Raw genomic sequence first — 25,208 nt, forward strand, 5'->3', positions numbered from 1 at the left:
CACCGGCCCTGTCCGGCCCACGTCACCACGCGGGCCGGACCTGGCCGGGGCCCGCGGCACCGTCATCCGCCGCCCTCCCGGTCCGGTGACAGCGGGAGTACGGCGCCGAGCTGCCGTCGGCTGTGGACGCCCAGCTTGTGGTAGGCCCTCCCCAGGAGGTTGGTCACGGTACGCACCGAGACGCCGAGGTTCGCGGCTATGGCGGAGTCGCTGAGCCCCGCCGCCGCCAGCTCGCACATCTCCCGCTCCCTGCTGGTCAGGGCCATAGCGCCACCGGAGGACGGGGGCCACGGGGGACGGTGGCCGTCGCAGCGTTCGACGAGGTCGTCGAGGCGCCGCCGCGCCGGGTGGCCGCCGCCGGGCGCCGCGCTCGCGGCCTCCAGGGCCAGTCCCAGATAGCCGAGCTCGGCGAACCGGTCGGCGATGCCGCGCAGCACCGCGTCGTCGCGCGCGGCCAGCGCCTCGGCGTGGTCGGCGAAGAGTTCGAAGAGCGGGCTGTCGCAGGCGCCCGCGGCCTCCCGAAGGCGGGCCGCGGCCCTGGACGACGGGCGGAGCCGGACGTGGTAGTAGGCGCACTCGACCCCGGTGGTGAGTCGCGAGTCGCGTAGGTAGCGGTCGGCGAGCCGGTTGGCGAGATCGGTGGCGTGGGCCAGCCTGCCGGAGTGGGCGAGCAACCGGATCCGGCTGAACTCCAGCCTGTCGCGCAGTCCCAGATCGCCGGGTATCAGCTCGCGGAGCCGGTCCAGCTCCTGGAACGCCTCCTGCGAGCGTCCGAGGGCGGCGACGCACACGGCGTACTCGCAGCCGATGAAGACCCGCATCGGAAACGGTACGTGCTCGTCGACCAGCGCTCGTGCCTCCCGCAACGGGGCGAGCGCCCGCCTCGGCGAGCCCGCCCACAGCCGGCAGTGACCCCGCACGTGTCCGACGATGGCGACTTCCGACGGCTCCGCGCGTCGTACGGCCTCCTCGTAGTAGGTGTCGACGAGGAGAAGCGCCTCGCGGAGCCTGCCCGCCAGGATGAGCGCGTGAACGTGACAGGCCGCGGCCGAGCCCCGCATGGCGGGCCACCGCGCCGGCAGTCTCAGCGGTCCCCGGTCGAAGTCCTCCGCCGCCCGCGCCGGCCTGCCGCGGAAGGTGAGCAGATAGGCCCGCAGGACCGTGGCGGCATCGGCGACCAGCGGGTTCAACGGGCCGCGAGCGGGGGTCGCGGGCGGCCCGGTCTCGGACGCCGGGGTGGCCCTGGTGAAGAGCGCGAGTCCGAGTTCGGCCACGCGGAGGTCGGCGGATCGCTCCGTGCCCGGATGGCGCGCCATCGTCTCGTGTGCCTCGCCGGGCCGGCTGAGTCCCCAGAACAGGTTCAGCGAGCGCAGCGCCACCGTCTCGGCGGTGCCTCCCCCGTGGTCGGCCAGCAGGCGCTCGCCGTCCGCCGCCCGTCCCTGGGCGATCAGCGCCTGGCCTCGGAGGACCGCGCCCGGCGTGCCGGGGACGTGATGGGCGAGACTCTCGGCGAGCACGGGGTCGCCCGAGGCGAGCGCGCGCCCACCCGCCACGAGCGCCTGTGACGCCGGGACGTCGAGGTCGGCCTCCAGTCGCCAGAGCACCGCCGCCGGATCGCCGGGGTCGGGCACCCCCGCCTCGCCCGCGGCGGCCACCAGCTCCCGGTACCTCTGCCTTCGCCGCAGGGGTCCGATCCCGGCGAGCAGGGCCTGACGGTGAAGCGGATGGGACATGGTGACCTCGTCCGTCCCTCCGCGTGGGGTGAGGGTGATGACGGCCCGATGTGCCAGTTCCCCGACGATCGCGGGTCCGGCCAGGTGCTCGGCCGTCGCCCGGGGCAGGGAACCCGTCAGGGCGACGTATTCCAGCGCCTTCGTCTCCCCCGCACCGAGTGTGGCGAGGTCGGCCGCGACGAGCTCGTGCAGGCGGGGATGGCCGCCGGGGGACCCGCGCCAGGACCAGACCTCGCGCGATCGCGCGAGGTCCCCGGTTTCGAGGCCGATGCCGACGACGCGCCGGAGCAGCAGCGGGTTCCCGCGGGTGATCCGCCACAGCGCGTCGGCGGTGAGCCCGTCGACCGGCCCTTCCAGGACGTCGGTGAGCAGGCGGAGGACGACGGCACGGGAGAGGTTCGCCACGGGCAGTACGACCAGCGGTCCCCTGCCGCACACCCGGGCGAGGGGTCCGTCGAGAGGCGCCCCGGAGCGCGCGGTGAGAAGCAGCGTGACACCCCCGGTCCTGACGAGGTCGCCCACGACGGCGGCCGAGGCCGCGTCGAGCTGGTCGGCGTCGTCGATACCGAGCACGATCCACCGGGCCGGATCCCCACCCCCTTCCGAGGCCGCGTCGTGAACGCCCCTCGGAGCACTGTCGCGAGCACCGGCCAGCAGGCCGGAAACGACGGAAAGCCCGGAAGGGGAACCGGTGGAACCACCGGAGACGCGCAGGGCGGCGATCCCCACCCCGGAGATGCCCCGGGTGGCCTCGGTCGCGGCGCCCCGGATGATCAAGGCTCCCGTCGCGGCGGACAGATCGAGGACGAGGTCCGCGAGGCGGGTCTTGCCCACCCCTGGCTCACCGGTGAGGAGCACCCCCGATCCCGAGGACGTCGCCAGCACCGCGAGGATCTCGCGCACCTCCTCCTCCCGGCCGACCGTGGGCCATCCCCCGCCGGCGACGGGCCCAACGACGTCGATGGCTCCGGAATCGTCGATCATGACCTCCGGATGTCCGGGCTTGCTCCCATCTGGCTGACTCCCCGCCGATCGGCCCCGCACCGGTTCACTGCCCTCCGGCTGTCTCGCACTCGCGGTTCCCCGCGCCGACTCCAGGCGCCGGTGAGTTGGATTATTCATGGGCGTCCACGGATTCCAACTGATATTCCTCGCATAATCATGGGTAGAGGTGGATTCCTGATGAACTTCCGGCGTTGAGGGAGGTCATGTGCGTCCGCACGGCGACGCGCCGGAGGCGATGTCCCCTGACAGGCCCCATGACGGGCCCTGCGGCGAGCGCGGCGCCGGTGCCGGGGACCACCGCCCCGCCTGGCCCTTCGTCGGACGGACGGCCGAGACCCGGGCCGCCGTGGCCCGGCTCGGGCGGCAGGGCGAGCCGGGCGTGCTGCTCGTCGGCGAGGCCGGAGCCGGCAAATCCCGGCTGCTGGACCCGATCGTGCTCCGCTGCCGTGACGAGGGCATGCACGTCGTGGTGACGGCCGGTGCCGAGGCGTCGAGCGGCCTGCCGTTCGCGACGATGGCGGCCCTGCTGCCCGAACAGGTCCATCGGGACACGGCGAACGTCTTCGCCGCCGCCGCCGGCGCGCTGCGCGAGGCCGCGGGCGACCGTACGTGCGTCGTGGTCATCGACGACGTGCATCACCTCGATGAGGTGTCCGTCGCCCTGGTCCAGCATCTGGCCGCCACCGCGGGGGCGCGCGTCCTCGCCACGGCCAGGACCGGCTGCACGGACGCACCGGCCGTCGCGGCACTGCTGCGCCGTCCCTTCGTCCAGACGTCGGCGGTGGAACCGCTGGACCGCGCGACGGTCGGCGCCCTGCTCGGCGCGGCGCTGGACGGACCGGTCGACGGGCTGACCGTCGACCGGCTGTGGCGCGTCACGCGAGGCAACCCGCTGTTCCTCCGCCATCTCGTGGAGGCCTGCCTGACCTCGGGAACCTTGCGCCGGGTCAGCGAGATGTGGCGGTGGAAGGGGCGGATACCGTCCCAGCACCGGCTGCGCGACCTGGTCGCGGGCCTGCTCGGCGGCCTCACCGGTGACGAGGCCCGTGCGCTGTCGTATGTGGCGCACGCCGAGCCGGTGTCGCTCGACGTGATCGAGGCGCTCGTGGACACGTCCGTACTGGTGGAGCTGGAACAGCGCGCGCTGATCGCGGTCGAGCGGGTACGCCGCGACCTCGTGGTCCGGCTGGGGCACCCGCTGTACGGCGAGACCGTCCGGGCCCGATCCGGCGAGGACGAGCGCCGGGGCGTCTATCGCACGCTCGCCCGCGCGGTGGTCCACGGCCGGGCGCCCGTGGACCAGGCGCGGCTGCGAGCGGTGACGTGGCGGCTGGCCGCGGGCGACCCGGTGCCCGACGACCAGGTGGTGGGCGCCGCCTCCGACGCGCTGACACGCTGCGACGCCCCGCTGGCCGAACGGCTGGCACGCCACGCCGGCACCACTGCGGGCGCGGACGTGCTGGCGCGGGCCCTGGTCGCCCAGGACAAGGCGACCGAGGCGGAGTACCTGCTGGGCAGGCGCATGTCCGGCGGGACCGGTTCCCCGGACGAACTCGCCAAGGTGGCGGCGTTGCGCGCGCTCAACCTGTTCTGGAACCTGCGCCGCCCCGCCGAGGCGGCGGAGATCGTCCGGCAGGCCCGTGCCGCGGGTCCCCTGGACGGAGAGGCCACCGCCGAGCTGGCCGTCGCCGAGCTGGCACTGGTCGCCTTCGGCAACGGCGCGACGGGGCTCGTCTCCGAACTGGTCCCGGCCGACCTGGCCCAGCTGTTCGCCGGGGTGCGGGACGGCGTGATCGCGAGTGTCTGCGGCCCGCTCCAGGCGTATCTGAACATCTACCTCGGCCGGCCCTCGCAGGTGGCCGACGGTTACGCGGCGGGGCGGCGGGGCGCCCCTCGGGTGTGGGGCGCGATGGGTGCCGCCACGGCGGCCTGCCACGTGCAGGCCCTCGCCCTGGCGGGCCGGCTCGACGAGGCGTTCGCCGTGGCCCGCTCCGGCTACCGGGCGGCCGTCGAGCAGGAGGCCTCGGCCGAGGCCGCGCTGCTCACCTTCGAGCTGGGCATCTGCGAGGTGTGGGCGGGACGGCCGAGCCGGGCGCTGCCCCACTTCCGGGAGGCCCGCACGCTCCTCGACCGCAACGTGCCCTTTCCGATCCAGATCTACGTCTTCGCCGAACACGCCGCCTGCCTGGCCGCGGTGGGCCGGTTCGCCGAGGGACGCCGGACGCTGGAGGAGATCACTCGGCGGCTGCCCGCCACGTCGAACCTGCACAGCCACCTGGACCTGGCGAGGCTTCGCGTCGACGCTCTGGCCGACGGGAACCGGGCGGAAAGCGGGGTCGGCGGAGAAACGGAGACCGAGGCGGACCGGGCGAAGGTCGCGGAGGCCGGGGCCTCGCTGGGCATGCGTTACCGGTCGGCGGGGTGGTTCACCAAGGCGGTCGAGGCGTTCTACCACTCGGTACGGCTGCGCCCCTCGCGCGCCGTCGCGGAGGCCCTGCACGAGGTCGTCACCCGCTGCGACAGCGAGCTGTTCACCCTGTTCGACCGGCACGGCCGGGCGGCCGCCGACGGGGACGTCGACGGCCTGATCTCAGTGGCGGACGAGCTGGCGGAGCGCGGGTACAACAGCCTGGCCAGGGAAGCCCTGTCGACCGCGACCGACTTCGCCGCCCGGCGGGGCGCGGACCGCCTGGCGGCCCGGTTACGGATCCAGGGACGTGGCCTGGCCCAGCTGTGCGAGGGGTACGGGCCGCCGTGGGCGGTGCGGGCCGAGCCGCAGGCGGCGCTGAGCGAGCGCGAGCGCGAGACGTGCGAACTCGCGGCGGGCGGCATGACCAACGACACCATCGCCGAGCACCTCGGCCTGTCCAGGCGGACGGTCGCCAACCACCTGCAACGCGCCTACGGCAAGCTCGGCGTCCGTGGCCGGGAGGACCTGGCCGAGGCCCTCGGCCTGCCCCGACCGGTACCGCCGGTGGGCCTGACCTGGCTCTCACCGGATCCAGCGGGCGACGGAGCCGGCCCGGGCCGGCTCCCCTGACAGGACCGGCCACCCCCTCCTCGGACGACCCCCACGACGGGACCGGCAGCAGCGGCCCCTGACAGAGGAGGCCGGGGCGGGTGCCGTGACGGAACCCGGCCGCGGCCTCTGTGGCGGGGGCCGGCCCCGGGCGGCCCCCGTGGCGGGACCGGGCGGGTCAGCCCAGCGGGGCGGGGGACTCCGCGTCGGGGACCAGCAGGCGCGCGCGGCCCCCGCCGTCCGCGGGAACGGCCCAGACGTCGGAGTGCCGCGCGCCCCTCTTCACGCCGTACATCACCGTGCGGTCGTCGAGCCAGGCGGGCTGGTCGTCGACGGCGCGCGTCTCGGCCAGCGGGGTCTCGGACATGGTCGCCAGGTCCAGGACGGCAGGCCGCCACGTCCCGCCTGGCTGAGGTTTCTTGAAGGCCAGCCGGGTGCCGTCCGGCGACAGCGAGGGACACTCCACGTTCTGGCGGAGGGTCCGCACGCGCCGCGCCGCGAAGTCGCCCTCAACGAGGTACGTCCGGCCGCCGGTCGACATGGTGGCGTAGAAGCGGTTGTCGTCCGCGGCGAACGTGACGCCCCAGAAGTTCACGTCGGCGGCCTCGTACGGACGGCCGTCACGGGTGACGGCGAAGGTCTCCAGGGTGCCGGCCACGTCCCCGGTACGGGTGTCGAGGATTCCCGAGCGGGTGGAGAACGCACCGGCGTCGCTGTAGGAGTCGCCCTGGACGAACACGGTCCACGACACCATCCGCCCGCTCGCCGACACCCTGGCGCGGCTGGGCACCCCGGCGAACGGGCTGGACCAGGTCTTCCGCAGGCGCGTGTCGAACAGCACGGTCTCGTAGGAGCCCGGCGCGTCCGCCTCCTCGCGCAGGCAGACACCGGTGCCGCCCGCCGCGTACACGCGGACGCAGGCCAGGGCCAGGACGTCGCGCCGGCCCCGGCCCGCGACGACGAGCCTGCCGTACTCCGGCCCCTCGGCGGTGCTGCGCGCCAGCACGCCGGGCCCGGCCGGCAGGCCGGTGACGGGCGGGGCGGCGAACGGTGTCGTGGGCACGTCCGGCCGCGCGGCGCCGGACAGCAGCGCGACCCCGACCGCCACCGCCGCCAGGACGACGGTGGCCAGGATCGCGACGGCGACGCGGGCCCTCATCGCAGCCACCGCCCGCACAGCGGAAGCGCGAGCGCGACGGCCCCCGCGGCGGCCCAGCAGGCCGGGGCCGGTCCCCACATCTGCCACACCGCGCCGAAGGCCGCCGAGGAGACCAGGTAGGCCAGCGCCTGCCCGGTCTGCACGACCGCCATCCCGCTGGTCCGCCACCGTTCGGGCACGACAGGCCCGGCGCACGCCATCAGTACCCCGTCCGTCGTGGCGTAGAAGGTTCCGTAGAGCAGCAGGACCAGCGGGACGGACCCGCCTCCCGTCGCGAGGAGCACGTACACGCCGAGCAGGGCCCCGCATCCGGCCATCACCGTCGTGCCGCGGCCCACCCGGTCTGCGAGCCAGCCCATCGGCGTCGCCAGCAGCAGGTAGGCCAGGTTCGTCCCCACCGCCAGCAGGGGGAACCACATGATCGACAGATCCTCGCGGCGCTGCAGGATCAGATAGACGAACCCGTCACCGATCGTGACCAGGCCGAGGAGCACGGCGGCCGACCAGACCCGCCGCATCCCCGGGGCCCGGAGCGGCTCCTGCGGTGAGGTCCGGGCCCGCCGCTCAGCGAGCGGAGCCGGCTCGCGCCGGTCCCGGACGAACAGCGTCAGCAGCAGCACGCCGAGGGTCGCGGCGCAGAAGCTCGCCACGAACACCGCCGAGAACGCCTGGCCGGAGCCCGCCAGGGCCAGCACCCCGAGCGCGGCCAGCGGCCCGAGAAAGGCTCCCACCGCGTCCATCGTGCGGTGGAGCCCGAAGGCCCGCCCCAGCATGGGTTCCGGAGCAGACAGGGTGATCAGCGCGTCGCGCGGCGGGGTGCGCAGCCCCTTGCCGATCCGGTCGGCCGCCAGCGCGCCGCCGATCCCCGCCACGGACGGCCCCGCCGCGAGCAGGCCGAGCCTGGCCAGGGCCGACAGGCCGTACCCGAAACCGGCGACCGCCTTGCGTAGACGCCACCTGTCGGCCGCGTAACCGCCGGCGAGCCTGAACACCGCGGTCATGCCGGCGTGGAGTCCGTCGAGCACGCCGTACTGGACCATGCCGAGGTGCAGCCCCAGCACGAGATAGGCGGGCAACACGGCGGTCACCATCTCGGCGGAGACATCCGTCACCAGGCTGACCAGGCCCAGTGCGAGCACGTTGCCCGACAGCAGGCGACGGACCGGGCCGCCCTCCCGCGCCACCGGCGCGGACCTGACGGTTGACAGGTACACGTGGAACCGCCTCCTCTGCGAGCGGTGGAGCGGTGACCGGGCCGGTCACCCGCGGGTACCGACGAGTGGGGACATGAGGCGAAGACCCGGTCAGTTGCAGGAGACCGGGCCCCCGCTGTCGAGGACCGCGCCGTCGTACCGCACGAACTGCCACGAGTAGCCGCCGGCGGCCAGGGTGAGCTTGAGCACCCCGTTCGCCAGCAGGCGCTTCTCGCTGTTGGCCCGGATCGTGCCGAAGGGGCTCGTCGACGCGCCCCCGGTGCCGACGATGAACTGCCGGATCCCCGACGAGGAGGGCTCGGCGGTCGGCTTCTGTTTCGCGAACCGCTCGTAGTCGTGGTCGTGACCGCTGAGCACCAGGTCCGCGCGGACGCCGTACAGGACGTCCCAGAACGGCCTCATGTTGGGGAAGTCGCCATGCGAGGAGCCGGAGCTGAAGAGCGGGCGGTGCCAGTAGGCCAGCACGCAGGGTTTGGTGTTGCGGGCGAGGTCGTTCTGGAGCCAGGTGACCTGCTCGCTGCCCGCGGTCCGGCTCGTCTCGGAGTTGAGCGAAACGATGTGCCAGTTGCCCAGGTCGAAGCTGTACCAGCTCTTCCCCTCGGGTTTGGCCGCCGCGCCGAAGTATCCGAAGTAGCCCGCCGCTCCGTCGCCGAGCCCGTACTCGTGGTTGCCGGGCGTCGGCTTGGTCCTCGCCTTGAGCCGGCCCCAGGTCGGCGCGTAGTAGCGGGTGAACTCGTCATAGGTGCCGTTCTCGTACTGGTTGTCGCCCAGGGTCAGCACGGCGGCGGGGTCGATGGCGAGGACCCTGTCGGAGGTGCGCGTGTGCGCGCATCCGCTGCCCTCGCAGGTGGTGACCAGGTCACCCGCCGCCACGACCACCTGCTCGCCGCCCTGGCCCCCGTCGGGGCCGAGCGCGGCGGTCTCACTGACGCTGGCCCAGGAGCCCTCCAGGCTCTGCCAGAAGGAGATCCGTACGTAACGGGCGCTGACCGGCGCGGCGTACGGGTAGCTCTCGAAGCCCGCGGTGCTCCCGGAGCTGCGGCCGGCCCAGACCTTGGTGTAGGCCGCGCCGTCCGGCGAGGTGTAGATGTCGAAGTCGTTCCACCGCAGGTCGCCTCGGTGCCAGGCGATCTTCAGACCGCACATGGTGCGCGCCTGACCCAGGTCGAGCACCAGGTTCGCGCCGAACCCCTCCCCCGACCACCTGGTGGAGGTGTCGCCGTCGACCGCCTGCCGCGGCGGGTTCACCGGCTCCCAGGTGCTGGCCGTCACGCCGGAGACCGGCTGGGCGGTGGTACACCCGGGAATGGCCGGGACGACGTCGGAGGGGACGGCGACGGCTTGGCCTCGGGCTTGCTCGTCGGCCTGCGCGGTGCCTCCGGCGCCGAGTGCCGACAGCAGCAGGAGCGCGCAGAGCGCCGCCCGCACGGGTTTTCTTCGTGACATGTGTGATCTCCCTGTCGGCAGTGGAGGCCGCCCGGACATCGGGTCGCGGAACACCGGCCGAGGTCCGGAAGGCGCGGACGTGACGGATCGAAGAGCACAAACCCGAGGGGTCAGGACGCGCCGACGGCGGTGGCCTCGGCGATACTGGCCCAGCCGTTGCCCGCGGAGCTGTTCCACCACGAGATGCGGACGAACCGGGCCTGGTGCCGCGGGAAACGGTACGGTTCCGCGTTGAGAGTGGTGCCCGAACTGCGCCCTTCCGCCACCTTGGTGTAGGTCACGTTGTCCGGCGAGGTGTAGACGGTGTAGTCGTTCCACCGTTTGTCGCCCTGGTACCAGGCGACGTCGACCCCGCACACCGGCCGTGAGGCGCCCAGATCGAGCACCAGGTTCGCCCCCTTCCCCTCACCGGACCAGCGCGTCGCCGGCTTCCCGTCGATCGCGTTCTCAGGTGGATTGGCCGCCTCCCAGGTGCTGGCGGTGGCACCGGCGGGGGTGAGTCTCACCGGGCAGGGTTCCGCCTGGCCGACGGGGTCGATCTCCCGGACGCTGAGCCTGCTCACATCGACCCTGGTGGCGTCGTCCCAGCGGAACGCCGCCTTCGGGCCGCCCCAGGTCACCTTCTCGGTACGGGTGCCGCCGCAGGGGTTGTTCGTGTCGATGGACCATCCACCGGTGTCGTCACGGGAGGTGACGCGGGTCCAGGTGTCGTTCCCCGCCCGGTCGAGGTACGCCTCCACCCGCACGCCGCCGGGGATGTCGTACATGACGACCTTGAAGCCGACCGTCTTGCCTTTGATCGAGGCACCGCCACCGGTGTAGGTGCCGTTCGCGTATCCGTCGCCCTGGCGGTGGTAGATCTCCTTCTCGACCTTGACGGCCCCGTCGGCGTAGCGCAGGTCCGCCTTGTAGGCGGTACCCCAGCACGCGTCGGGAGTCTGGCCGCTGCCGGTGTGCCGGGCGCCGCGGGCGTACCAGGTGAAGGCGTCTCCGTCATCGGTGCCGCTGACGTAGCGGACATATCCGGTTATCTCCACGTTCCGCCAGTCGTTGCGGTCGTGCATGAAGCCCCGCGAGCGCAGGTCGGGCTGGCGCCAGACGAGGTCGTCCTCGTGCTCGTCCTGGTTGTAGCTGGTCGTGGAGACACCGATCCGGGTGGCGGTGTTCCACACGGTGAAGGTGCCGTCCGAGTTGGGCACCAGGGTCGCCCCGTCGAGGCGGGGGTCGGAGGCGGGGGTCTTCGACAGGTGCCAGACCTGCCCCCCGGCCTTGGTCGGATAGATCATGGTCACACCGTCGACAGGGTCGGGGCCGACCGACGGCGCCAGGGCCGGGTCCGGGGTGGGGGCCGGAGTGGGGGCACCGGTGGCGAACCCGGTGGTGAGCAGGGTGCCGGCCGCGGCCAGCGCGATCATCGGGGAAAGGGGGCGGGGTCGTCGCATCGGGAGTCGCCTCTCCGTGGGGGGAATTCACCGGGGGAGCCCCCGTGCCGCGCGACGGCGATACGGGGGCGGTGGGATCGCGTGGGACACCGCTCAGGAGCCGAGGACGGCCGCTTCGGTGATGCTCGCCCAGTCGTTCTGCGGGTTCTGCCAGAAGGAGATCTTCACGTACCTGGCGTCACGCGGACCGTTCGTGAACAGCCTCTGCTCAAGCCCGGTCGTCGTGCCCGAGCTCCGGCCCTCCCACACCTTGGTGTAGGTCATGTTGTCCAGCGAGGTGTAGACGGTGTAGTCGTTCCACCGTTTGTCGCCCAGATGCCAGGCGACCCGGGTGCCGCACAGCCGGCGCACCGAGCTCAGTTCCAGGAACAGCGAGGCGCCGAAGCCCTGCCCCGACCAGCGGGTGGACAGGTTGCCGTCGATGGCCTGGGCCGGTGGGTTGATCGGCTCGAAGGTGGTCGCGGACGCGGCCGCTATCGGGAGGGGGGCCGTGCCGCAGTCCGTGCCGCCACCGGCCGGTTTCACATCCTCATAGCCGGCCCGCTCGTCGCCCAGCCGCAGCGCGTCGTAGAACATGACCCGCTGGGTGGTGGTGGACTGCGACTGGGCCTTGTTCCAGTCCCACTTGTAGATGCCGAACTTGAAGTACGGCGAGTACGGGCCTCCCGCGTGCGTGGCGCCGGTATACGGCGGCAGGGCCACCTGCCCGTCGCGCCACACCTCCAGTACTCCCTTGTCGTCGGTGCGCCACTTGACGTGGAAGACCCAGTCGGTCCACCTGTCGGTGGCGTAGGGGCCGAGGTCGATGATGTTCCCCCGGAAGTCGATCTTCCAACGCCCCTCGTCGGTGAGCAGCGCCAGCGGCGGCGAGCCGCCCGGGCAGTTGCTCTCGTCGCACTGGTGCCACTGGCTCACGATCTCGGCCGAGGCGTCGTAGGCCCAGCTGGTGGGCAGGTTGATGCTGAAGCCGTACCACCGCTCGGCGTTGACGGGCTGCCTGTTGCCCTGGCTGATCTCGGCGCGCTTGCCATTGGAGATCACAGGGTCGCTCTTGTCGAGCTGGAAGCGCGCCGCGTAGGAGCCGTCCCGCACCGGGCTGGTCACGGTGGTGGCACCGTGACTGCTCGACCACTGCTTGATGAAGCCGGGCGGCGGGGCTCCCGGTATGGTCCGGTCGGCGGCGTTCTCCCAGTTCAGGGTCTTGAAGACGCCCGCGGGATCGGCGCTCGCCGACTGCGCGGACAGCGTCGAGCCCCCGAGCGCCATCGCCAGCGCCGCCGCGGTCAGTGCCGCGGCTCTCTTCCAGATCACTGTCATCAGCTCCCCAGTGGCAACCCGTGCCCTCGCCACTCCGGCGCGGGCCGCGCGCTTGCCGGTATCCGTTGAGCACAGCGTTCCGGAGCGCTCCGTGGCGGTCATGAGTAGGCGATGCTCAATGCTCGACGACCGGGTGTCAGGGGCTCCGGTAAGGCCGAAACCGCGGGAGCGCGGCGTGGTGACGCGGGCGCCCGTCCCTCCTGGGATATGAACCTGTGCTGGGGCCGCTCCCCTCCACAGCGGGGAGCCCGGAAACCGTACGGGGGATCTCTCATGTTTCGCAGGACCTGTCTCGTCCTGGCCATCGCACTCGGCACGCCGGTGGCCGGCACCGGCGCGAACGCTCAGGCGACCTCAGACGTACCGCGTCGGCCCTGGCCGTCGGCCGAGGCCGTCATCAAGGACACCGCCGGAAAGAACGTCGGTTTTCTGAGCGTCGACCACAGGCTGTACAACAAGTCCAGGCTCACGGTCACCGTCAGCGGCCTGAAGGCCGGCTATCACGGCTTCCACATCCACACCAGGGGCGTCTGCGATCCCAAGGCGGTCGACCCGGTCACCGGCAGCCCCTTCTCCAGCGCGGGCGCGCACTTCACCATCCACCCGGCCACGCACGGCGGGCACTCCGGCGACCTGCCCAACCTCCTCGTCGCCGAGGACGGCACCGGTGAGACCACGGTCGTGACCGACCGCTTCCGGGTGGGCCAGCTCTTCGACTCCGACGGCAGTTCCATCGTCATCCACACGCTGCCCGACAACCACGCCAACATCCCCGACCGCTACCGTCCCGCCGATCCCGGCGACCCGGCCGGCGGCGGTGGCCCGGACGTGGAGACCCTCAAGGCCGGGGACTCCGGCGGGCGCGTCGCCTGCGGCGTGATCACCAGGAACTAGGACCTGCTGCCCGCCGCGTTGCCGTCGGTCGCGGGTCCAGCGGCTTCCAACCGCCCTCCAAGAGCGGCCGGGCAGGATTTCCCCATGGAAGGGGGGATCATCGCCATGCAGATCATGACCGGCCGGATGCGCCTGGCCCTGCTGCTCGCGTGGGTGGCCTTCGCCGTGCTTCTACTACTGCTCACCTGAGAACACACCCGGTACGGCCTCCGCCCGGGGGGACGGAGCCGTACCGGATCCGTCAGGGGCTCTCGTACGGCAACTCGACGGTGATCGTCAGGCCGCCCTCCTCCCTGGAGGCGGCGATCACGACACCGCCGTGCGCCTCGGCGACGACCCGGACAATCGACAGTCCCAGACCGCTGCCGCGCTCGGAGCGCAGCCGGTCACCGTGCAGCCGCCGGAACGGCTCGAAGATGGTCTCGATCTCGTAGGGCGGGACGGGCAGCCCGGTGTTGGCCACCACCAGTTCCACCCGGTCGGCGCGCTGCCGGGTGGACACCCACACCTGGCCGCCGCTGTGGTTGTGCCGGATCCCGTTCTCCACGAGGTTCTGCACGAGCCTCTCGACCAGCACCGGCTCACCGGCGGTCGGTGCGGAGTCCAGCAGCCGGTGGATGGCCACCTCACGCTCCTCGGCCTCCTTGCCCGCCAGGTCGAGCACGTGCTCGACCACGTCCGTCAGGTCGAAGGGACGGCGGTCCAGAACGGCCTGCTCGCCCTCGGCGAGGGCGAGCAGGCCGTCGATCAGCCGCTCGTGGCGGGTGTTGACCAGCAGCAAGGACTCGCCGAGCCGCTTGACGTCCTCTGTCGCGTCGGGCCGTCTGACCGCCACGTCCACCAGGGTGCGGTTGATGGTGAGCGGGGTGCGCAGCTCGTGGGAGGCGTTGGCGACGAAGCGCCTCTGGCCGTCGAAGGAACGGGCCAGCCGGGCCAGGATGACGTCGACGATGTCGGCGAGCTCCTTGACCTCGTCGTCCGGCCCTTCGTGGGCGATGCGCCCGGCGAGGTCATGGCCCTGGGCGATGCGTCGAGCACTCACGGTCACCCCCCTGACGGGGTGCAGTGCCCAGCCGGCGGCCCGCCAGCCGAGCGCCGCCGCGCCCCAGGCGCCGACGAGGAGGGCGATGCCTCCCACAGTGATCACGTTCTTGGACGCGTCGACCTGGTAGATGCGCCTGACCTGCGCGACCCGCTGTTCCGCCACCCTGTACGAGAGGTCCTCGGGTAAGAAGACGACGTTGGAGACCCGGATGTAGTCGGGATGCCGCAGCCCGTCGCGGGGGTCCAGGTTCTGCCATACGACGAAGGTGACCACGGCGAGCAGCAGGAGTCCGGCGAGGAGAAACACCACACCGCAGGCCAGCGCCAATCTGAGGCGAACACTCATCCTCATCACATCTCCTTCAGCGTGGAGGCCCCCGGCTCCAGCCGTGGGGGGAATATCAGGAAATGCGGTACCCGACGCCCGTGACGGTATCGATGACCGGGGGATCGCCGAGCTTGCGGCGCAGCTTCATCATCGTGGTCCGCACGGTGTTGGTGAACGGGTCGGTGTGCTCGTCCCACACCTTCTCCAGCAGCGTCTCGCTGGAGACCACCGCCCCGTCGGCGCGCAGCAGCTCGGCCAGCACGCCGAACTCCTTGCGGGCGAGCGGCACGTAGCGGCCGTCGCGGAACACCTGCCGGTGCGCCCGGTCCAGGCTGATGCCGGCCCGCACCAGCAGCGGCGGGTCGGCGGGGCGCACCCGGCGGCCCAGCGCGTGGACGCGGGCCGTCAGCTCCTCGAAGGCGAACGGCTTGGGCAGGTAGTCGTCGGCCCCCAGGGCCAGTCCCGCCACCCGGCAGCGCACGTCACCCGCCGCGGTGAGCATGATGATCCGCACCAGGCCGCCCTCGGCGACCACGGCCCGGCACACGTCGTCGCCGTGCAGGCCCGGCAGGTCCCGGTCCAGGACGAGCACGTCGTAGTCGTGGATCCGCAGCCGTTCCAGCGCCGCCTCCCCGTCGTAGGCGACGTCGACCGCGAGCGCCTCCCCGCGCAGCCCCTCCGCGATCGAGTCGGCGAGCATCCTCTCGTCCTCGACCACCAACACCCGCACAGCGCGCCTCCCCCTGGCTCCGAGTCGCGCCAGCGTGCCACAGGCGGCATAACGCGGGCATAACCGGATTCGGTGACGTCAAGGTTATCGATCACTCGCTGGACTGCTCCCACCGCGCCGGGAACCCCCGGCCCCGGAACGGGGGAACCATCCATGCTCGCCTCACCCGGCGGCGTCACGACCATGCCCACCGCGCCCGACCGGAGCGGGCCGCGCGACCGGCTCCTCGGCGGTCACCTGCCGTTCACCGTCGTGATCGCGCTGGCGGCGGGGCTCCGCGTCCTCGTCATGCTCGGCTACGACACCGCCCAGCTCTACTGGTACGACTCCTTCACCTACCTCAACACCGCGGTCCATCTGGAGCCCTCCGGCGCGTTCCATCCGGCCGGATACCCCCTCCTGCTCCGGCTGCTGCTGCCCTTCCACAGCGTCCAGCTCATCGCGGGCCTGCAGCACCTGATGGGGCTGGGCACGGCCCTGATGATCTATCTGCTGCTGCGCCGCCATTCGCTTCCCGGGTGGGGGGCGGCCCTGGCCACCCTGCCCATCCTGTTCAACCCCGCGTTCCTGCGGCTGGAACACGCCGTACTCTCCGACACCCAGGTCATCTTCCTCGTCACCGCCGCCCTGACGGTGCTCATGTGGCGGGAGCGCCCTTCGGCGCGGGCGGTCGCGGCCACGGGCCTGCTGCTGGCGCTGGCCGGGCTCACCCGCACGGTCGCGGTGCCGCTGCTCGGCCTGGTCCTGCTCCACCTGCTCCTGCGGCGGGCCGGCCGGCAGCGGGTGGTCGCGCTGGTCGTCGCCGGGACGCTGCCGCTCGCCGCCTACGCGGGCTGGTACCAGCAGCATCACGGGCGGTTCGCGCTCAGCGGCTCCGACGGGGTGGCGCTGTGGGCGCGCACGATGACGTTCGCCGACTGCTCGGTGATCAGACCACCGGCCCGGGAGGCGGTGCTCTGCCCGAACGGCACGGTGGTCGACGCCGCGTCCGAGTACGTCTGGGCCGCCGGCGCCTCGCTCAACAGGTTGCCGGGAGGCCGGTTCGCCCACAACGACCTGGCCAGGTCCTTCGCGCTGCGGGCCATCGCCGCGCAGCCGCTCGACTACCTCCGCGAGGTCGTCCGCGACACCTCGCTCACCTTCGCGGCCACCCCGGTGCGCCATCCCCTGCGAGTCTCCCCCGCCCTGACGTTCCCCGTCGGTTCCTGGCCGCTGCCCGCCTTCCCGCTGATCGACCAGGTACGCCGGGAGTACGACGGCGGCATCAGGGGGATGTCGTCGGTCGAGCCCTACGGGAGCCTGCTGGGCGCCTACTCCTACCCCGGGGTCCTGCACGGCCCGCTGTTCGGCGCGCTCCTGTTGCTGGGCGGGATCGGAGCCGTCGGGCGGCGGCGGCCGGCCCTGCTGCCGTGGGCGGCGGCCGTCTTCCTGCTCGTCGCCCCGATCGCCGCACTGGACTTCGACCACCGCTATGTGCTGCCGTCGATCCCGATGGCCTGCCTCGCCGCGGCCCTCGCCGCGGCGGGTCTCAGCCACCGAGTTCGTGCCCGCGTCGCGGCAGGGCGGTGAACGCCTCACGCTCGCCGAGCCGGCACCGGACCACCAGCAGTTCGTCAGTCACCCTGCCTCCCTAACCCGCACAGTCGGGAAAGGGGCGCGGGAGGTTCACGCTCCGCCGGACCTCCCCCGGTACGGGGGCCGACTCGGAAGATCTCAGAAACCGCTGCCGACGGGGTACTTCCTGCCCGACACCAGGCGCCTCCCGTACAGCTCGGAGAGCGTCACCAGCCGGTAGCCCCTGGCGGCGAAGTGGCGCAGCAGCCGCGGAACGGCCTGGACGGTGGAGAGATGGATGTCGTGCATCAGCACGATGGAGCCCGGTGTCGCCTCGGCCGCGCGACGGGCGACGATCGAGGAGTCCCTGTCGCGCCAGTCGAGCGTGTCGACATCCCACAGGATCTGGGCGAGCCCCAGGTGGCGGCTCTCCGCGGCGACCCGGGCATCGGTCGCCCCGTACGGCGGGCGCATGAGGTCCATCGTCACCCCCGTCGCGCGCTTGACGATCCACTGGGTACGGTTCAGCTGCTCCCTGATACCGGCCTCCGACAGTCCGGGCAGCTCCGGGTGGCTCCAGCTGTGGTTGCCCAGCTCGTGCCCCTCGGCCACCATCCTGCGAAGGATCCGCTCGCCGTCCCCGGGCACCATCTGCCCGACGACGAAGAAGGTCGCCCTGCCCCGGTACCTGGCGAGCATGTCGAGCAGGGCACCGGTGTAGGTCCCCGGACCGTCGTCGAAGGTCAGTGCCACGCATCTGACCCGCTCGCAGTTGATCCTGCGTGCCGGACGCGGAGCGGGGAAGTTTCCCACCGGCCAGTCCGGCCGGGCCTCGGCCTTCCTCGCACCCGCCGTCCCCGAGGCGGTCGCCGAGGGTGTGCCGGCGACGGGGGCACCGGCGGGGGCGGCGGGGGTGGTACGCCCCGGGGGGCCGGTCGGCCCGGCGGGCACGATGGGCACGATGGGGGCGGTCGGTTCGTTCGGCCCGATCGGCGTGGCCTGCCCGGTGGGCGCGATGGTCGCGGTAGGGGGCGTGCCTGTCGTGGTGATCGGAGAAGCGCACCCAGCCGCCGCGAGCAGCAGGGCCATCGACAGCATCCGTACCCGCATGCTTCCCCCCGAAAGCAACGCGAGGACGGCGAGCGGCCCCGGCCGCGTCCCCCGCAAGGTCATGGCCGGGTCTTCCCCAGGATGGGACATAGACCGCCGATTGGCCCGTACCGACGCGCCACTTCGACGCCACATCGAATGAGATGCGTACCCGGGGGCGACGTCTCATCCGATGAGACCAGTTAGAGCCTTAAAAGGGCTCCTTCCAGCGGACATCTCATATCGGTCAGCGATCCGGCGTCTCACGGGGCTCGGTCACGACCATCATGAAACGCAGCGGGACGTCCCCCTCGTTGGCGTACCGGTGCGGGCGGTCGGCGTTGAACACGACCGCGTCCCCCTCCTCGGCGATGTGGCTTTTGCCGTACACCGAGAGGGTGAGCCGCCCCTCCAGTACGGTCAGCATCTCGCGCGTGCCCGGTGGGTGGGCGTCGCCGTCGTGGTGGTCGCCGGGGGCCAGCCGCCAGTCCCACAGCTCCAGGATGGCGGGGGCGTCGGTGCCGACCAGCAGGCGCGCGGTGCTGGAGTCACCGTGCGGGAAGGTGACCACGTCCGTGCTGTGGACGATCCGGACCACGGGCGTGTCGGAGACCTCCACCATCCGCGCGACGGTCACCCCGAGCGCGTCGGCGATGCGGGTGAGCGTGGTGATGCTCGGATTGGTCCTGCCCTGCTCGACCTGGACCAGCATGCCCCGGCTCACCCCGGAGCGCGCGGCGAGCTCGTCGAGGGTCATCTGCCGGTGCGCCCGCTGGGCCCGTACGTTGTTGGCGACCGCGGCGGTGATCGTCTCTGGGTCCATAAGTTCAGTCTAGTTAACTCGTTTTGCACTCCATTGCACTCCATATATTGTACTAAGAGTACATTCTATTGAACTGGGGTGACGCGTGACCGCTGTGGTGCTGGCAACGGCCTGCGCGATGGTTTACGGCACCGCGGACTTCCTGGGCGGCATGGCCACCCGCCGGTCGCGGGTGCTCGCCGTGGTGGTTCTCTCCCAGACGGCGGGGCTGGCCGTGGCCGTGGCGCTGCTGCCGATCCTGCCGGGGAGCCCCGACCTCGTGACGCTGGCCTGGGGCGCGGCCTCCGGACTCTGCGGCGCGGCAGCGGTGGTGCTGTTCTACCGGGCACTGGCCACCGGTGTGATGTCGGTGGTGGCGCCGATCACCGCGACCGTCTCGGCGGTGCTGCCCGTGCTGTTCGGACTGGCCATCGGGGAGCGCCCCCAGCCGATGGCGCTGGTGGGCGTGGTCCTCGCGCTGCTGGCGGTGCTGCTGGTGAGCCGTGACTCCTCCGGCGGGAAAAGCGGCGGCGGGTACGGCCCGATCCTGGCCTCGCTCGCCGCGGGCGCGGGTTTCGGCGGCTTCTTCATCCTGCTCGCCCAGGCCCCGGCGGAAGGCGGCGTGTGGCCTCTGGTCGGGGCGCGCCTGGCCTCGGTCGCCCTCATCGCCCTGCTGGCCCTGGCCACCGGCCGCACCCTGCGCCCCGGGCCGGGCACGCTGCGCGTCATCATCGCGGCCGGAGTACTCGACATGGTCGCCAACGTGCTCTTCATGCTCGCCCAGCAGCGCGGGCTGCTGAGCCTCGTCGGCGTCCTGGTCTCGCTCTACCCGGCGAGCACGCTGCTGCTGGCCCGTCAGGTGCTGGGGGAACGGCTCAACACCGTGCAGACCGTGGGCATCGGCTTCACGCTCGCCGCGGTCGCATTGATCGCATCCGGCTGACCCGTCCGCCCTGTCAACGACTCAGACCGGCAGGGCCTCTTCGACGGACGAGCGATGGACCCCGCCCCACCGCGAGAGACGACTCAGAACGGCAGGGCCTCTTCGACGGACGAGCCCGATGGACCCGTCCGCCCCACCGCGAGAAACGACTCAGACCGGCTGGACCTGTTCGATGGACGAGCGGAGTCCGCCCTCCTCCCGGGCGTAGCCCTCCAGCATGGTGCGGAGCTGACGGCGACCCCGGTGAAGACGGGACATGACCGTGCCGATGGGGGTGCCCATCCGTTCGGCGATCTCCTTGTAGGCGAAGCCCTCGACGTCGGCCAGGTAGACGGCGACCCGGAAATCCTCGGGCAGGGCACGCAGGGCGTTCATGACCGCACTGTCCGGCAGCTGCTCCAGCGCCTCGGTCTCGGCGGACTTGAGACCGCTGGACGTGTGGGACTCGGCGGCGGCGAGCTGCCAGTCCTCGATCTCCTCGGCGGCCGAGAGCTTGGGCGAGCGCTGCTTCTTGCGGTAGTCGTTGATGAAGTTGTTGGTCAGGATGCGGTGCAGCCACGCCTTGAGGTTGGTGCCCTCGCGGAACTGGTGGTACGAGGTGAACGCCTTGGTGACGGTCTCCTGGACCAGGTCCTCCGCGTCGGCGGTGTTGCGGGTCAGGCGCATCGCGGACGCGTAGAGCTGGCTGGTGACCGGCACGACATCTCGTTCGAACCAGTCCTGGCGTTGCTCTTCCGTCATCGTGATCATTGGATCCCCCTCGTGCTTTTCCCCCCGCCACCGCCCGGCAAGACTGCGCTCCACCCTTTCTGACGGCGTAGCCGATGCTCGCAGGCACCCCGTAAGGGGGCCGTTAAAAGCCCTGCGCGATCGGGAGACTGCTCGCTGACTGCGCCAACGGCGGGTACGACACGCCCTACAGCCGAACAAGTATCAATATCGTAACATCGTTCTCCAGATTCAGTCGAAGGTGTGTCTATCATCACATAACCCCAGGTAGCAACAACTTTCGGGTTAGGAAAGATGTCAACCGCCACGTCCCCCGGACCCGTCACCGAGTCCGGGCCCGCGCCCGCAGAAGTTCCGAGAGCCATCTCCACGTCTCCCCGCTTCCCACGCGTTGAGGAATTAATCACCACCTGGAAGACGGCCCGGCACCCCCGGCGGTTCACCACCCGCTTCCCCTGGCGGACACGGCTCGTACCGTGGTCGCATCCGAGTATGTGAGTACGGGTACCCGAAATCGATCAGTGTTCAGGAAGACCCCGCTCGGGGCCGCGCTCCCGTCACGGACCGGCCGCGACGGGCAGGGACCGGCACGGCTCGTCGGCCCCGCGCCGGTCCTGGCATCGGAAGGCGGGACAGGCGGCCCGACCTCCCTGCCGGTCAGCCGGCCCGGGCCGGGTCGACCTCGAAGATCTTGGCGAGGTCGTCGAGGATGGCGTGCGCGCCCTGGATGCCGACGGCGCTCATCCAGACGGTGTCGCCGACGTCGTGCTTGGCGCCCTTGAGCTTGCCCCAGAGCGGGTTGGCCTCGAACTTCTCCTTGACCGGCCCGACCGCCGGGTCCTGGTAGGCCGCGACGAAGATGTGGTCGGCGTCGAGCTGGGAGATGTTCTCCTGGCTGATCGGAACCATGATCGTGTCGGTCACGGTCGGCTGGTCCTCGGGGCGCGGGAAGCCGACGTCCTTGAGCACCAGGCCCGAGTAGGAGTTCTCCACATACAGCCGGACCGTCGGCTCACCCGCGAAGCGGGCGACGGAGACGGTGGGCAGCTTGCCCTCCTTGGCCTTGATGGACTCGCCGATCTTGCCGGCGCGGTCCTGGTATTCCTTGATCTTCTGCTCGGCGAGGTCCTCCTTGCCCAGAGCCTGGCCCACGAGCTGGAGGTTCTCCTTCCAGATGGCCCCGGTGGTCTCGCTGAACACCGTCGGCGCGATCTGCGACAGCTTGTCGTACAGCGCCTCGTGGCGGACCTTGGCCGAGACGATCAGGTCGGGCTTGAGCGCGAGGATCCGCTCCAGGCTGGGCTGTTCCAGGGTCCCGACCGGGGTGGCCTCCTTGGCGTGGCCGAGGACCGGGGTCAGGTAGTCGGGGAGCTCCCCTTCGATACCCCGGTAACTGGTGAAACCGACGACCTCGGTCTCCAGGGTCAGCACCGCGTCGACGAAGCTCTGGTCGAGGGCCACGACCCGCTTGGGCTGGGCGGGGATCGTCGCCTCCCCCATGACGTGTTTCACGGTCCTGGGAAAGGCCGCCGTGTCGCTCGCCGCGGGAGCCGCAGGGGCCGCGGACGCGCCGGAGGCGCCGGTGGTCTCCGGGGTGCTCGACCCACAGGCGGCGAGACCTGCGGACAGCACAACTCCCGCCACCCCGACGGCCAGAGCGCGCAATGCTCTCATGATTCCTGGATCTCCTCACAAAATTAGGCAAGCCTTATTTAGCTTAGCTATACCTAAGCTGGCATACTCAGCCTCGATCACGCAAAAAAAGGGGAGGTCAGGTGATCAATGCGTTGTCCGTCCCACGGGCCGCCCCGCCCGGCACCGTCCGGAGAATCCACCGCCGCCGCCTCCTCGTGCTGGGCGGGCTGCTCGCGCTCCTGGCGTCGGCGGTCACGCTGAGCCTCGCGTTCGGGGCCAAACCGATCCCGCCGGCCGACGTCTGGCACGCGCTCATCGGCCCCACGGGTACCGAGAACGACATCATCGTCCGGTCCCTGCGCATCCCCAGAACCGCCATCGGCGTCATGGCCGGGATCGCCCTCGGTGTCGCGGGCGCCCTCATGCAGGGCCACACCCGCAACCCGCTGGCCGACCCGGGACTGCTCGGCGTCACCCAGGGCGCGGCCTTCGCCATGGTCCTCAGCATCGTGGTCCTGGGGGTCGGCAGCCCGTACGGCTACATCTGGTTCGGCCTCGCCGGAGCCCTCGTCGCCAGCGCCGGGGTGTTCGCCCTCGGCATGGCCGGCGGCCGGGGCGGTCCCACGCCGGTGACCCTGGCCCTCGCGGGCACCGCCGTCAGCGCCTTCCTCTACGGGCTCACCTCGGCGCTGGTGCTGCTGGACGAGCAGGCCATGGACACCTTCCGCTTCTGGCAGCTGGGGTCGATAGCGGCCAGGGGCGCGGACGTGGCCTGGCAGGTGCTCCCCTTCGTCGCCGTCGGCCTGATCGTGGCCCTGGTCAACGCGCCCGGCCTCAACGCGCTCTCCCTGGGCGAGGACGTCGCCCGCGCGCTCGGCCAGAACGTCGCCCTGACCCGCGCCGTCGGCATCGCCGCCATCACCCTGCTCAGCGGCGCCTCCGTGGCGGTCTGCGGCGCGCTGGCCTTCGTCGGCCTGATCGTCCCGCACCTCACCCGGCCGCTCTCCGGCCCCGACCACCGCTGGCTGCTGCCGTACTCCGGCCTGGCGGGCGCCTCGGCCCTGCTGCTCGCCGACGTCATCGGCCGCGTGGTGGCCCATCCCGGCGAGCTGGAGGTGGGTGTGGTCCTCGCCCTCGCGGGCGCGCCGTTCTTCATAGCCCTGGTACGGCGCAGAAGGCCGGTGCGGCTGTGACCTCCACCGCGCCCCCGTACCTCGCGCGCAGGCGGGCGCTGCGCATCGGTCCCGCCTCCTGGCTGCTCCGGCCGCGCTCCCTCGCCGCCGCACTGGTCCTGCTGGGCACAACGGTGCTGCTCATGGCGCTCAGCATGCGCCTCGGCGACATCCCGATGAGCGTCTCCGAGGTCCTCCGCGCCATCACCGGCGACGGGCCCGACCATTTCGTCGTCATGCAGCTCCGGCTTCCCCGCGCGCTGACCGGCGCCGGAGTCGGCGCCGCGCTCGCCCTGTCCGGGGCGATCGTCCAGGCGATCGCCCGCAACCCGCTGGCCAGCCCGGACATCCTGGGCGTCACCACCGGCGCCAGCGTGACCGTGGTCGCGGTCATCGTGGCGGCGGGAAACACCTGGGGCGGCGTGAGCGGCGTCCTCGCCGAGGCGGGCGTCCCCGCGGCGGCCCTGCTCGGTGGCCTGATCGGCGCGCTGACCGTCTACCTGCTGGCCTGGCGCAAAGGCATGGACGGCTACCGGCTGGTCCTGGTCGGCATCGGCGTCTCGGCGATCTGCACCAACCTCAAGTTCTGGCTGCTGACCGTCGGCGACGTCAACGACAGCAGCCGGGCCATGGTCTGGATCAGCGGCTCGCTGAACGGCCGGGGCTGGGAGCACGTGATCCCGGTCGCGATCGCGCTGGCCGTGCTCCTCCCACCGGCGCTGCTCGGCACCGCCTCACTCGGCGCGCTGCGCTTCGGCGACGACACCGTGACCGGCCTGGGGGTCCGGATGCACCTCACCAGGGGGCTGATGATCCTCGCGGCCGTACTTCTCGCGGCGACGGCGACCGCCTCCGCCGGGCCGATCGCGTTCGTCGCCCTGGCCGCACCGCAGATCGCGCTGCGGCTGGCCGGGGTGGCGCAGCCCCCGCTGGTCGTCTCGGCCCTGGCCGGCGCGGTCCTCACCGTCGGCGCGGACCTGATCGCCAGGACCGCGTTCAGCCCCGTCGAACTGCCGGTGGGCGTGGTCACCGGAGTCGTCGGCGCCCCCTACCTGATCTATCTCCTCATCCGTGTGCGCAGGAAGGCCCGTACGTGAGACTCCAGGCCGTTGACCTCAAGCTGGGGTACGGGGACCGCGTCGTCGTCGACGGTCTCGATCTCGGGATCGAGGCCGGGACGGTGACCGCCGTCATCGGGCCGAACGGGTGCGGCAAGTCCACCCTGCTGCGCGCCATGGGGCGGCTGCTCAAGCCGTCGGGCGGCGAGGTGCTGCTGGACGGCAAGCGCATCGACAGGATGCCCAGCAGGGAGGTCGCCAGGATCCTGGGCGTGCTGCCCCAGTCCCCCTCGGCACCCGAGGGGCTGACCGTCGCCGACCTGGTCTCCAGGGGACGGCACCCGCACCAGACCTGGTACCGGCAGTGGTCGTCCGACGACGAGTCCGCGGTCGGCGCGGCCCTGGCCATGACCGGCCTGCTCGACCTGGGCGACCGCCCGCTGGACGAGCTGTCAGGCGGGCAGCGGCAGCGGGCCTGGATCTCCATGGCCCTCGCCCAGGGCACCGACCTGCTGCTGCTCGACGAGCCGACGACCTTCCTCGACCTCGCCCACCAGATCGAGGTGCTGGAGCTGGTGCGCAGGCTCCACGGCGAGCTGGGCCGCACCGTGGTGATGGTCCTGCACGACCTGAATCTCGCCGCCCGCTACGCCGACCGCCTGGTGGCCATGCGCGACGGCAGGGTCGTCGCCGCCGGTCCCCCGTCCGAGGTGCTCACCGAGGCCCTGCTGGCGGAGGTCTTCGAGCTGGACGCCAAGATCATCGAGGACCCGGTGGCGGGCACGCCGCTGGTCGTCCCCATCGCCACCCGGTCCCACGCCCCGCGCTGAGGAGCGTGTCCACCAGGACCCCGCGATCGAACCGGGCCACGCCGGTCGGCCTCTCCCGAGACCGA

Annotated in this window: 19 protein-coding genes; 7 read left to right on the forward strand and 12 right to left on the reverse strand. The window is 71.9% G+C overall.

Annotation, left to right across the window (positions count from 1 at the left end; all coding sequences use genetic code 11):
* Positions 1 to 62: 62 nt before the first annotated feature.
* Positions 63 to 2,717 carry a helix-turn-helix transcriptional regulator gene (locus tag IG98_RS0118735; RefSeq protein ID WP_030913519.1) on the reverse strand — a complete coding sequence of 885 codons (2,655 nt, stop codon included), beginning with the start codon at positions 2,715 to 2,717 and terminating at the stop codon, positions 63 to 65.
* Between the two features lie 226 nt (positions 2,718 to 2,943).
* Here IG98_RS0118735 and IG98_RS0118740 point away from each other — a divergent pair, with 226 nt between their 5' ends.
* On the forward strand, positions 2,944 to 5,778 hold the full coding sequence (locus IG98_RS0118740) for a LuxR C-terminal-related transcriptional regulator (protein WP_030913521.1): 2,835 nt from the start codon (positions 2,944 to 2,946) through the stop codon (positions 5,776 to 5,778).
* A gap of 157 nt (positions 5,779 to 5,935) precedes the next feature.
* Here IG98_RS0118740 and IG98_RS0118745 read toward each other — a convergent pair whose 3' ends face one another.
* The 5 genes from IG98_RS0118745 to IG98_RS47025 form a co-directional block, all read right to left on the reverse strand.
* Positions 5,936 to 6,916, reverse strand: a complete 981-nt coding sequence (locus IG98_RS0118745) for a TolB family protein (protein ID WP_030913523.1) — start codon at positions 6,914 to 6,916, stop codon at positions 5,936 to 5,938.
* A complete protein-coding gene (locus IG98_RS0118750; protein WP_030913525.1) occupies positions 6,913 to 8,130 on the reverse strand; it encodes an MFS transporter in 1,218 nt (405 codons plus the stop codon). The genes IG98_RS0118745 and IG98_RS0118750 overlap by 4 nt, the downstream gene beginning before the upstream one ends.
* Before the next feature lie 90 nt (positions 8,131 to 8,220).
* Positions 8,221 to 9,576 carry a discoidin domain-containing protein gene (locus IG98_RS0118755; protein WP_169750142.1) on the reverse strand — a complete coding sequence of 452 codons (1,356 nt, stop codon included), beginning with the start codon at positions 9,574 to 9,576 and terminating at the stop codon, positions 8,221 to 8,223.
* Between the two features lie 110 nt (positions 9,577 to 9,686).
* Positions 9,687 to 11,018 (reverse strand): discoidin domain-containing protein, encoded by a 1,332-nt coding sequence (locus tag IG98_RS47020; RefSeq protein ID WP_084195475.1) that lies wholly within the window; start codon positions 11,016 to 11,018, stop codon positions 9,687 to 9,689.
* Positions 11,019 to 11,111: 93 nt separating this feature from the next.
* The gene (locus tag IG98_RS47025) at positions 11,112 to 12,329 is read right to left on the reverse strand and encodes a heparin lyase I family protein (protein WP_051752424.1); all 1,218 of its coding nucleotides are present in this window, start codon (positions 12,327 to 12,329) and stop codon (positions 11,112 to 11,114) included.
* 279 nt (positions 12,330 to 12,608) lie between these two features.
* Between IG98_RS47025 and IG98_RS0118770 the strand changes: the two genes are divergently transcribed.
* Positions 12,609 to 13,229 carry a superoxide dismutase family protein gene (locus tag IG98_RS0118770; RefSeq protein ID WP_051752426.1) on the forward strand — a complete coding sequence of 207 codons (621 nt, stop codon included), beginning with the start codon at positions 12,609 to 12,611 and terminating at the stop codon, positions 13,227 to 13,229.
* Positions 13,230 to 13,470: 241 nt separating this feature from the next.
* Here IG98_RS0118770 and IG98_RS0118780 read toward each other — a convergent pair whose 3' ends face one another.
* Positions 13,471 to 14,619, reverse strand: coding sequence for a sensor histidine kinase (locus IG98_RS0118780; RefSeq protein ID WP_211264026.1), 1,149 nt, complete (start codon positions 14,617 to 14,619; stop codon positions 13,471 to 13,473).
* 55 nt (positions 14,620 to 14,674) lie between these two features.
* Positions 14,675 to 15,331: a response regulator transcription factor gene (locus IG98_RS0118785; protein ID WP_030913532.1), complete on the reverse strand. Its 657-nt coding sequence runs from the start codon at positions 15,329 to 15,331 to the stop codon at positions 14,675 to 14,677.
* Between the two features lie 153 nt (positions 15,332 to 15,484).
* Here IG98_RS0118785 and IG98_RS0118790 point away from each other — a divergent pair, with 153 nt between their 5' ends.
* Complete coding sequence (locus tag IG98_RS0118790) at positions 15,485 to 16,900, forward strand: phospholipid carrier-dependent glycosyltransferase (RefSeq protein WP_063766240.1); 1,416 nt, start codon at positions 15,485 to 15,487, stop codon at positions 16,898 to 16,900.
* Positions 16,901 to 17,044: 144 nt separating this feature from the next.
* On the opposite strand, the gene IG98_RS0118795 is transcribed toward IG98_RS0118790, so the two are convergent.
* Both IG98_RS0118795 and IG98_RS0118800 read right to left on the reverse strand, forming a co-directional pair.
* The gene (locus IG98_RS0118795) at positions 17,045 to 18,058 is read right to left on the reverse strand and encodes a polysaccharide deacetylase family protein (RefSeq protein ID WP_245651621.1); all 1,014 of its coding nucleotides are present in this window, start codon (positions 18,056 to 18,058) and stop codon (positions 17,045 to 17,047) included.
* A 163-nt stretch (positions 18,059 to 18,221) separates the two neighbouring features.
* Positions 18,222 to 18,797 carry a helix-turn-helix domain-containing protein gene (locus IG98_RS0118800; RefSeq protein WP_030913538.1) on the reverse strand — a complete coding sequence of 192 codons (576 nt, stop codon included), beginning with the start codon at positions 18,795 to 18,797 and terminating at the stop codon, positions 18,222 to 18,224.
* An 85-nt stretch (positions 18,798 to 18,882) separates the two neighbouring features.
* Between IG98_RS0118800 and IG98_RS0118805 the strand changes: the two genes are divergently transcribed.
* Positions 18,883 to 19,719, forward strand: coding sequence for an EamA family transporter (locus IG98_RS0118805; RefSeq protein ID WP_030913540.1), 837 nt, complete (start codon positions 18,883 to 18,885; stop codon positions 19,717 to 19,719).
* 150 nt (positions 19,720 to 19,869) lie between these two features.
* Here IG98_RS0118805 and IG98_RS0118810 read toward each other — a convergent pair whose 3' ends face one another.
* Together IG98_RS0118810 and IG98_RS0118815 are read right to left on the reverse strand one after the other, a co-directional pair.
* Positions 19,870 to 20,469, reverse strand: a complete 600-nt coding sequence (locus IG98_RS0118810; RefSeq protein WP_037970749.1) for a sigma-70 family RNA polymerase sigma factor — start codon at positions 20,467 to 20,469, stop codon at positions 19,870 to 19,872.
* A gap of 636 nt (positions 20,470 to 21,105) precedes the next feature.
* A complete protein-coding gene (locus IG98_RS0118815; protein ID WP_030913544.1) occupies positions 21,106 to 22,122 on the reverse strand; it encodes an ABC transporter substrate-binding protein in 1,017 nt (338 codons plus the stop codon).
* Positions 22,123 to 22,223: 101 nt separating this feature from the next.
* On the opposite strand from IG98_RS0118815, the gene IG98_RS0118820 reads away from it, so the two are divergent.
* Genes IG98_RS0118820 through IG98_RS0118830 form a run of 3 tightly spaced genes read left to right on the forward strand, consistent with a single transcriptional unit; the run spans position 22,224 to position 25,143 of the window.
* Positions 22,224 to 23,276 carry a FecCD family ABC transporter permease gene (locus IG98_RS0118820; protein ID WP_157594407.1) on the forward strand — a complete coding sequence of 351 codons (1,053 nt, stop codon included), beginning with the start codon at positions 22,224 to 22,226 and terminating at the stop codon, positions 23,274 to 23,276.
* Positions 23,273 to 24,352: a FecCD family ABC transporter permease gene (locus IG98_RS0118825; protein WP_030913548.1), complete on the forward strand. Its 1,080-nt coding sequence runs from the start codon at positions 23,273 to 23,275 to the stop codon at positions 24,350 to 24,352. The genes IG98_RS0118820 and IG98_RS0118825 overlap by 4 nt, the downstream gene beginning before the upstream one ends.
* Entirely contained in the window at positions 24,349 to 25,143 is a 795-nt protein-coding gene (locus tag IG98_RS0118830) for an ABC transporter ATP-binding protein (protein WP_037970750.1), read from the forward strand. Before IG98_RS0118825 ends, IG98_RS0118830 begins: the two co-directional genes overlap by 4 nt.
* Positions 25,144 to 25,208 lie beyond the last annotated feature (65 nt).

Source organism: Streptosporangium amethystogenes (assembly GCF_000721075.1).
GTDB lineage: Bacteria > Actinomycetota > Actinomycetes > Streptosporangiales > Streptosporangiaceae > Streptosporangium > Streptosporangium amethystogenes.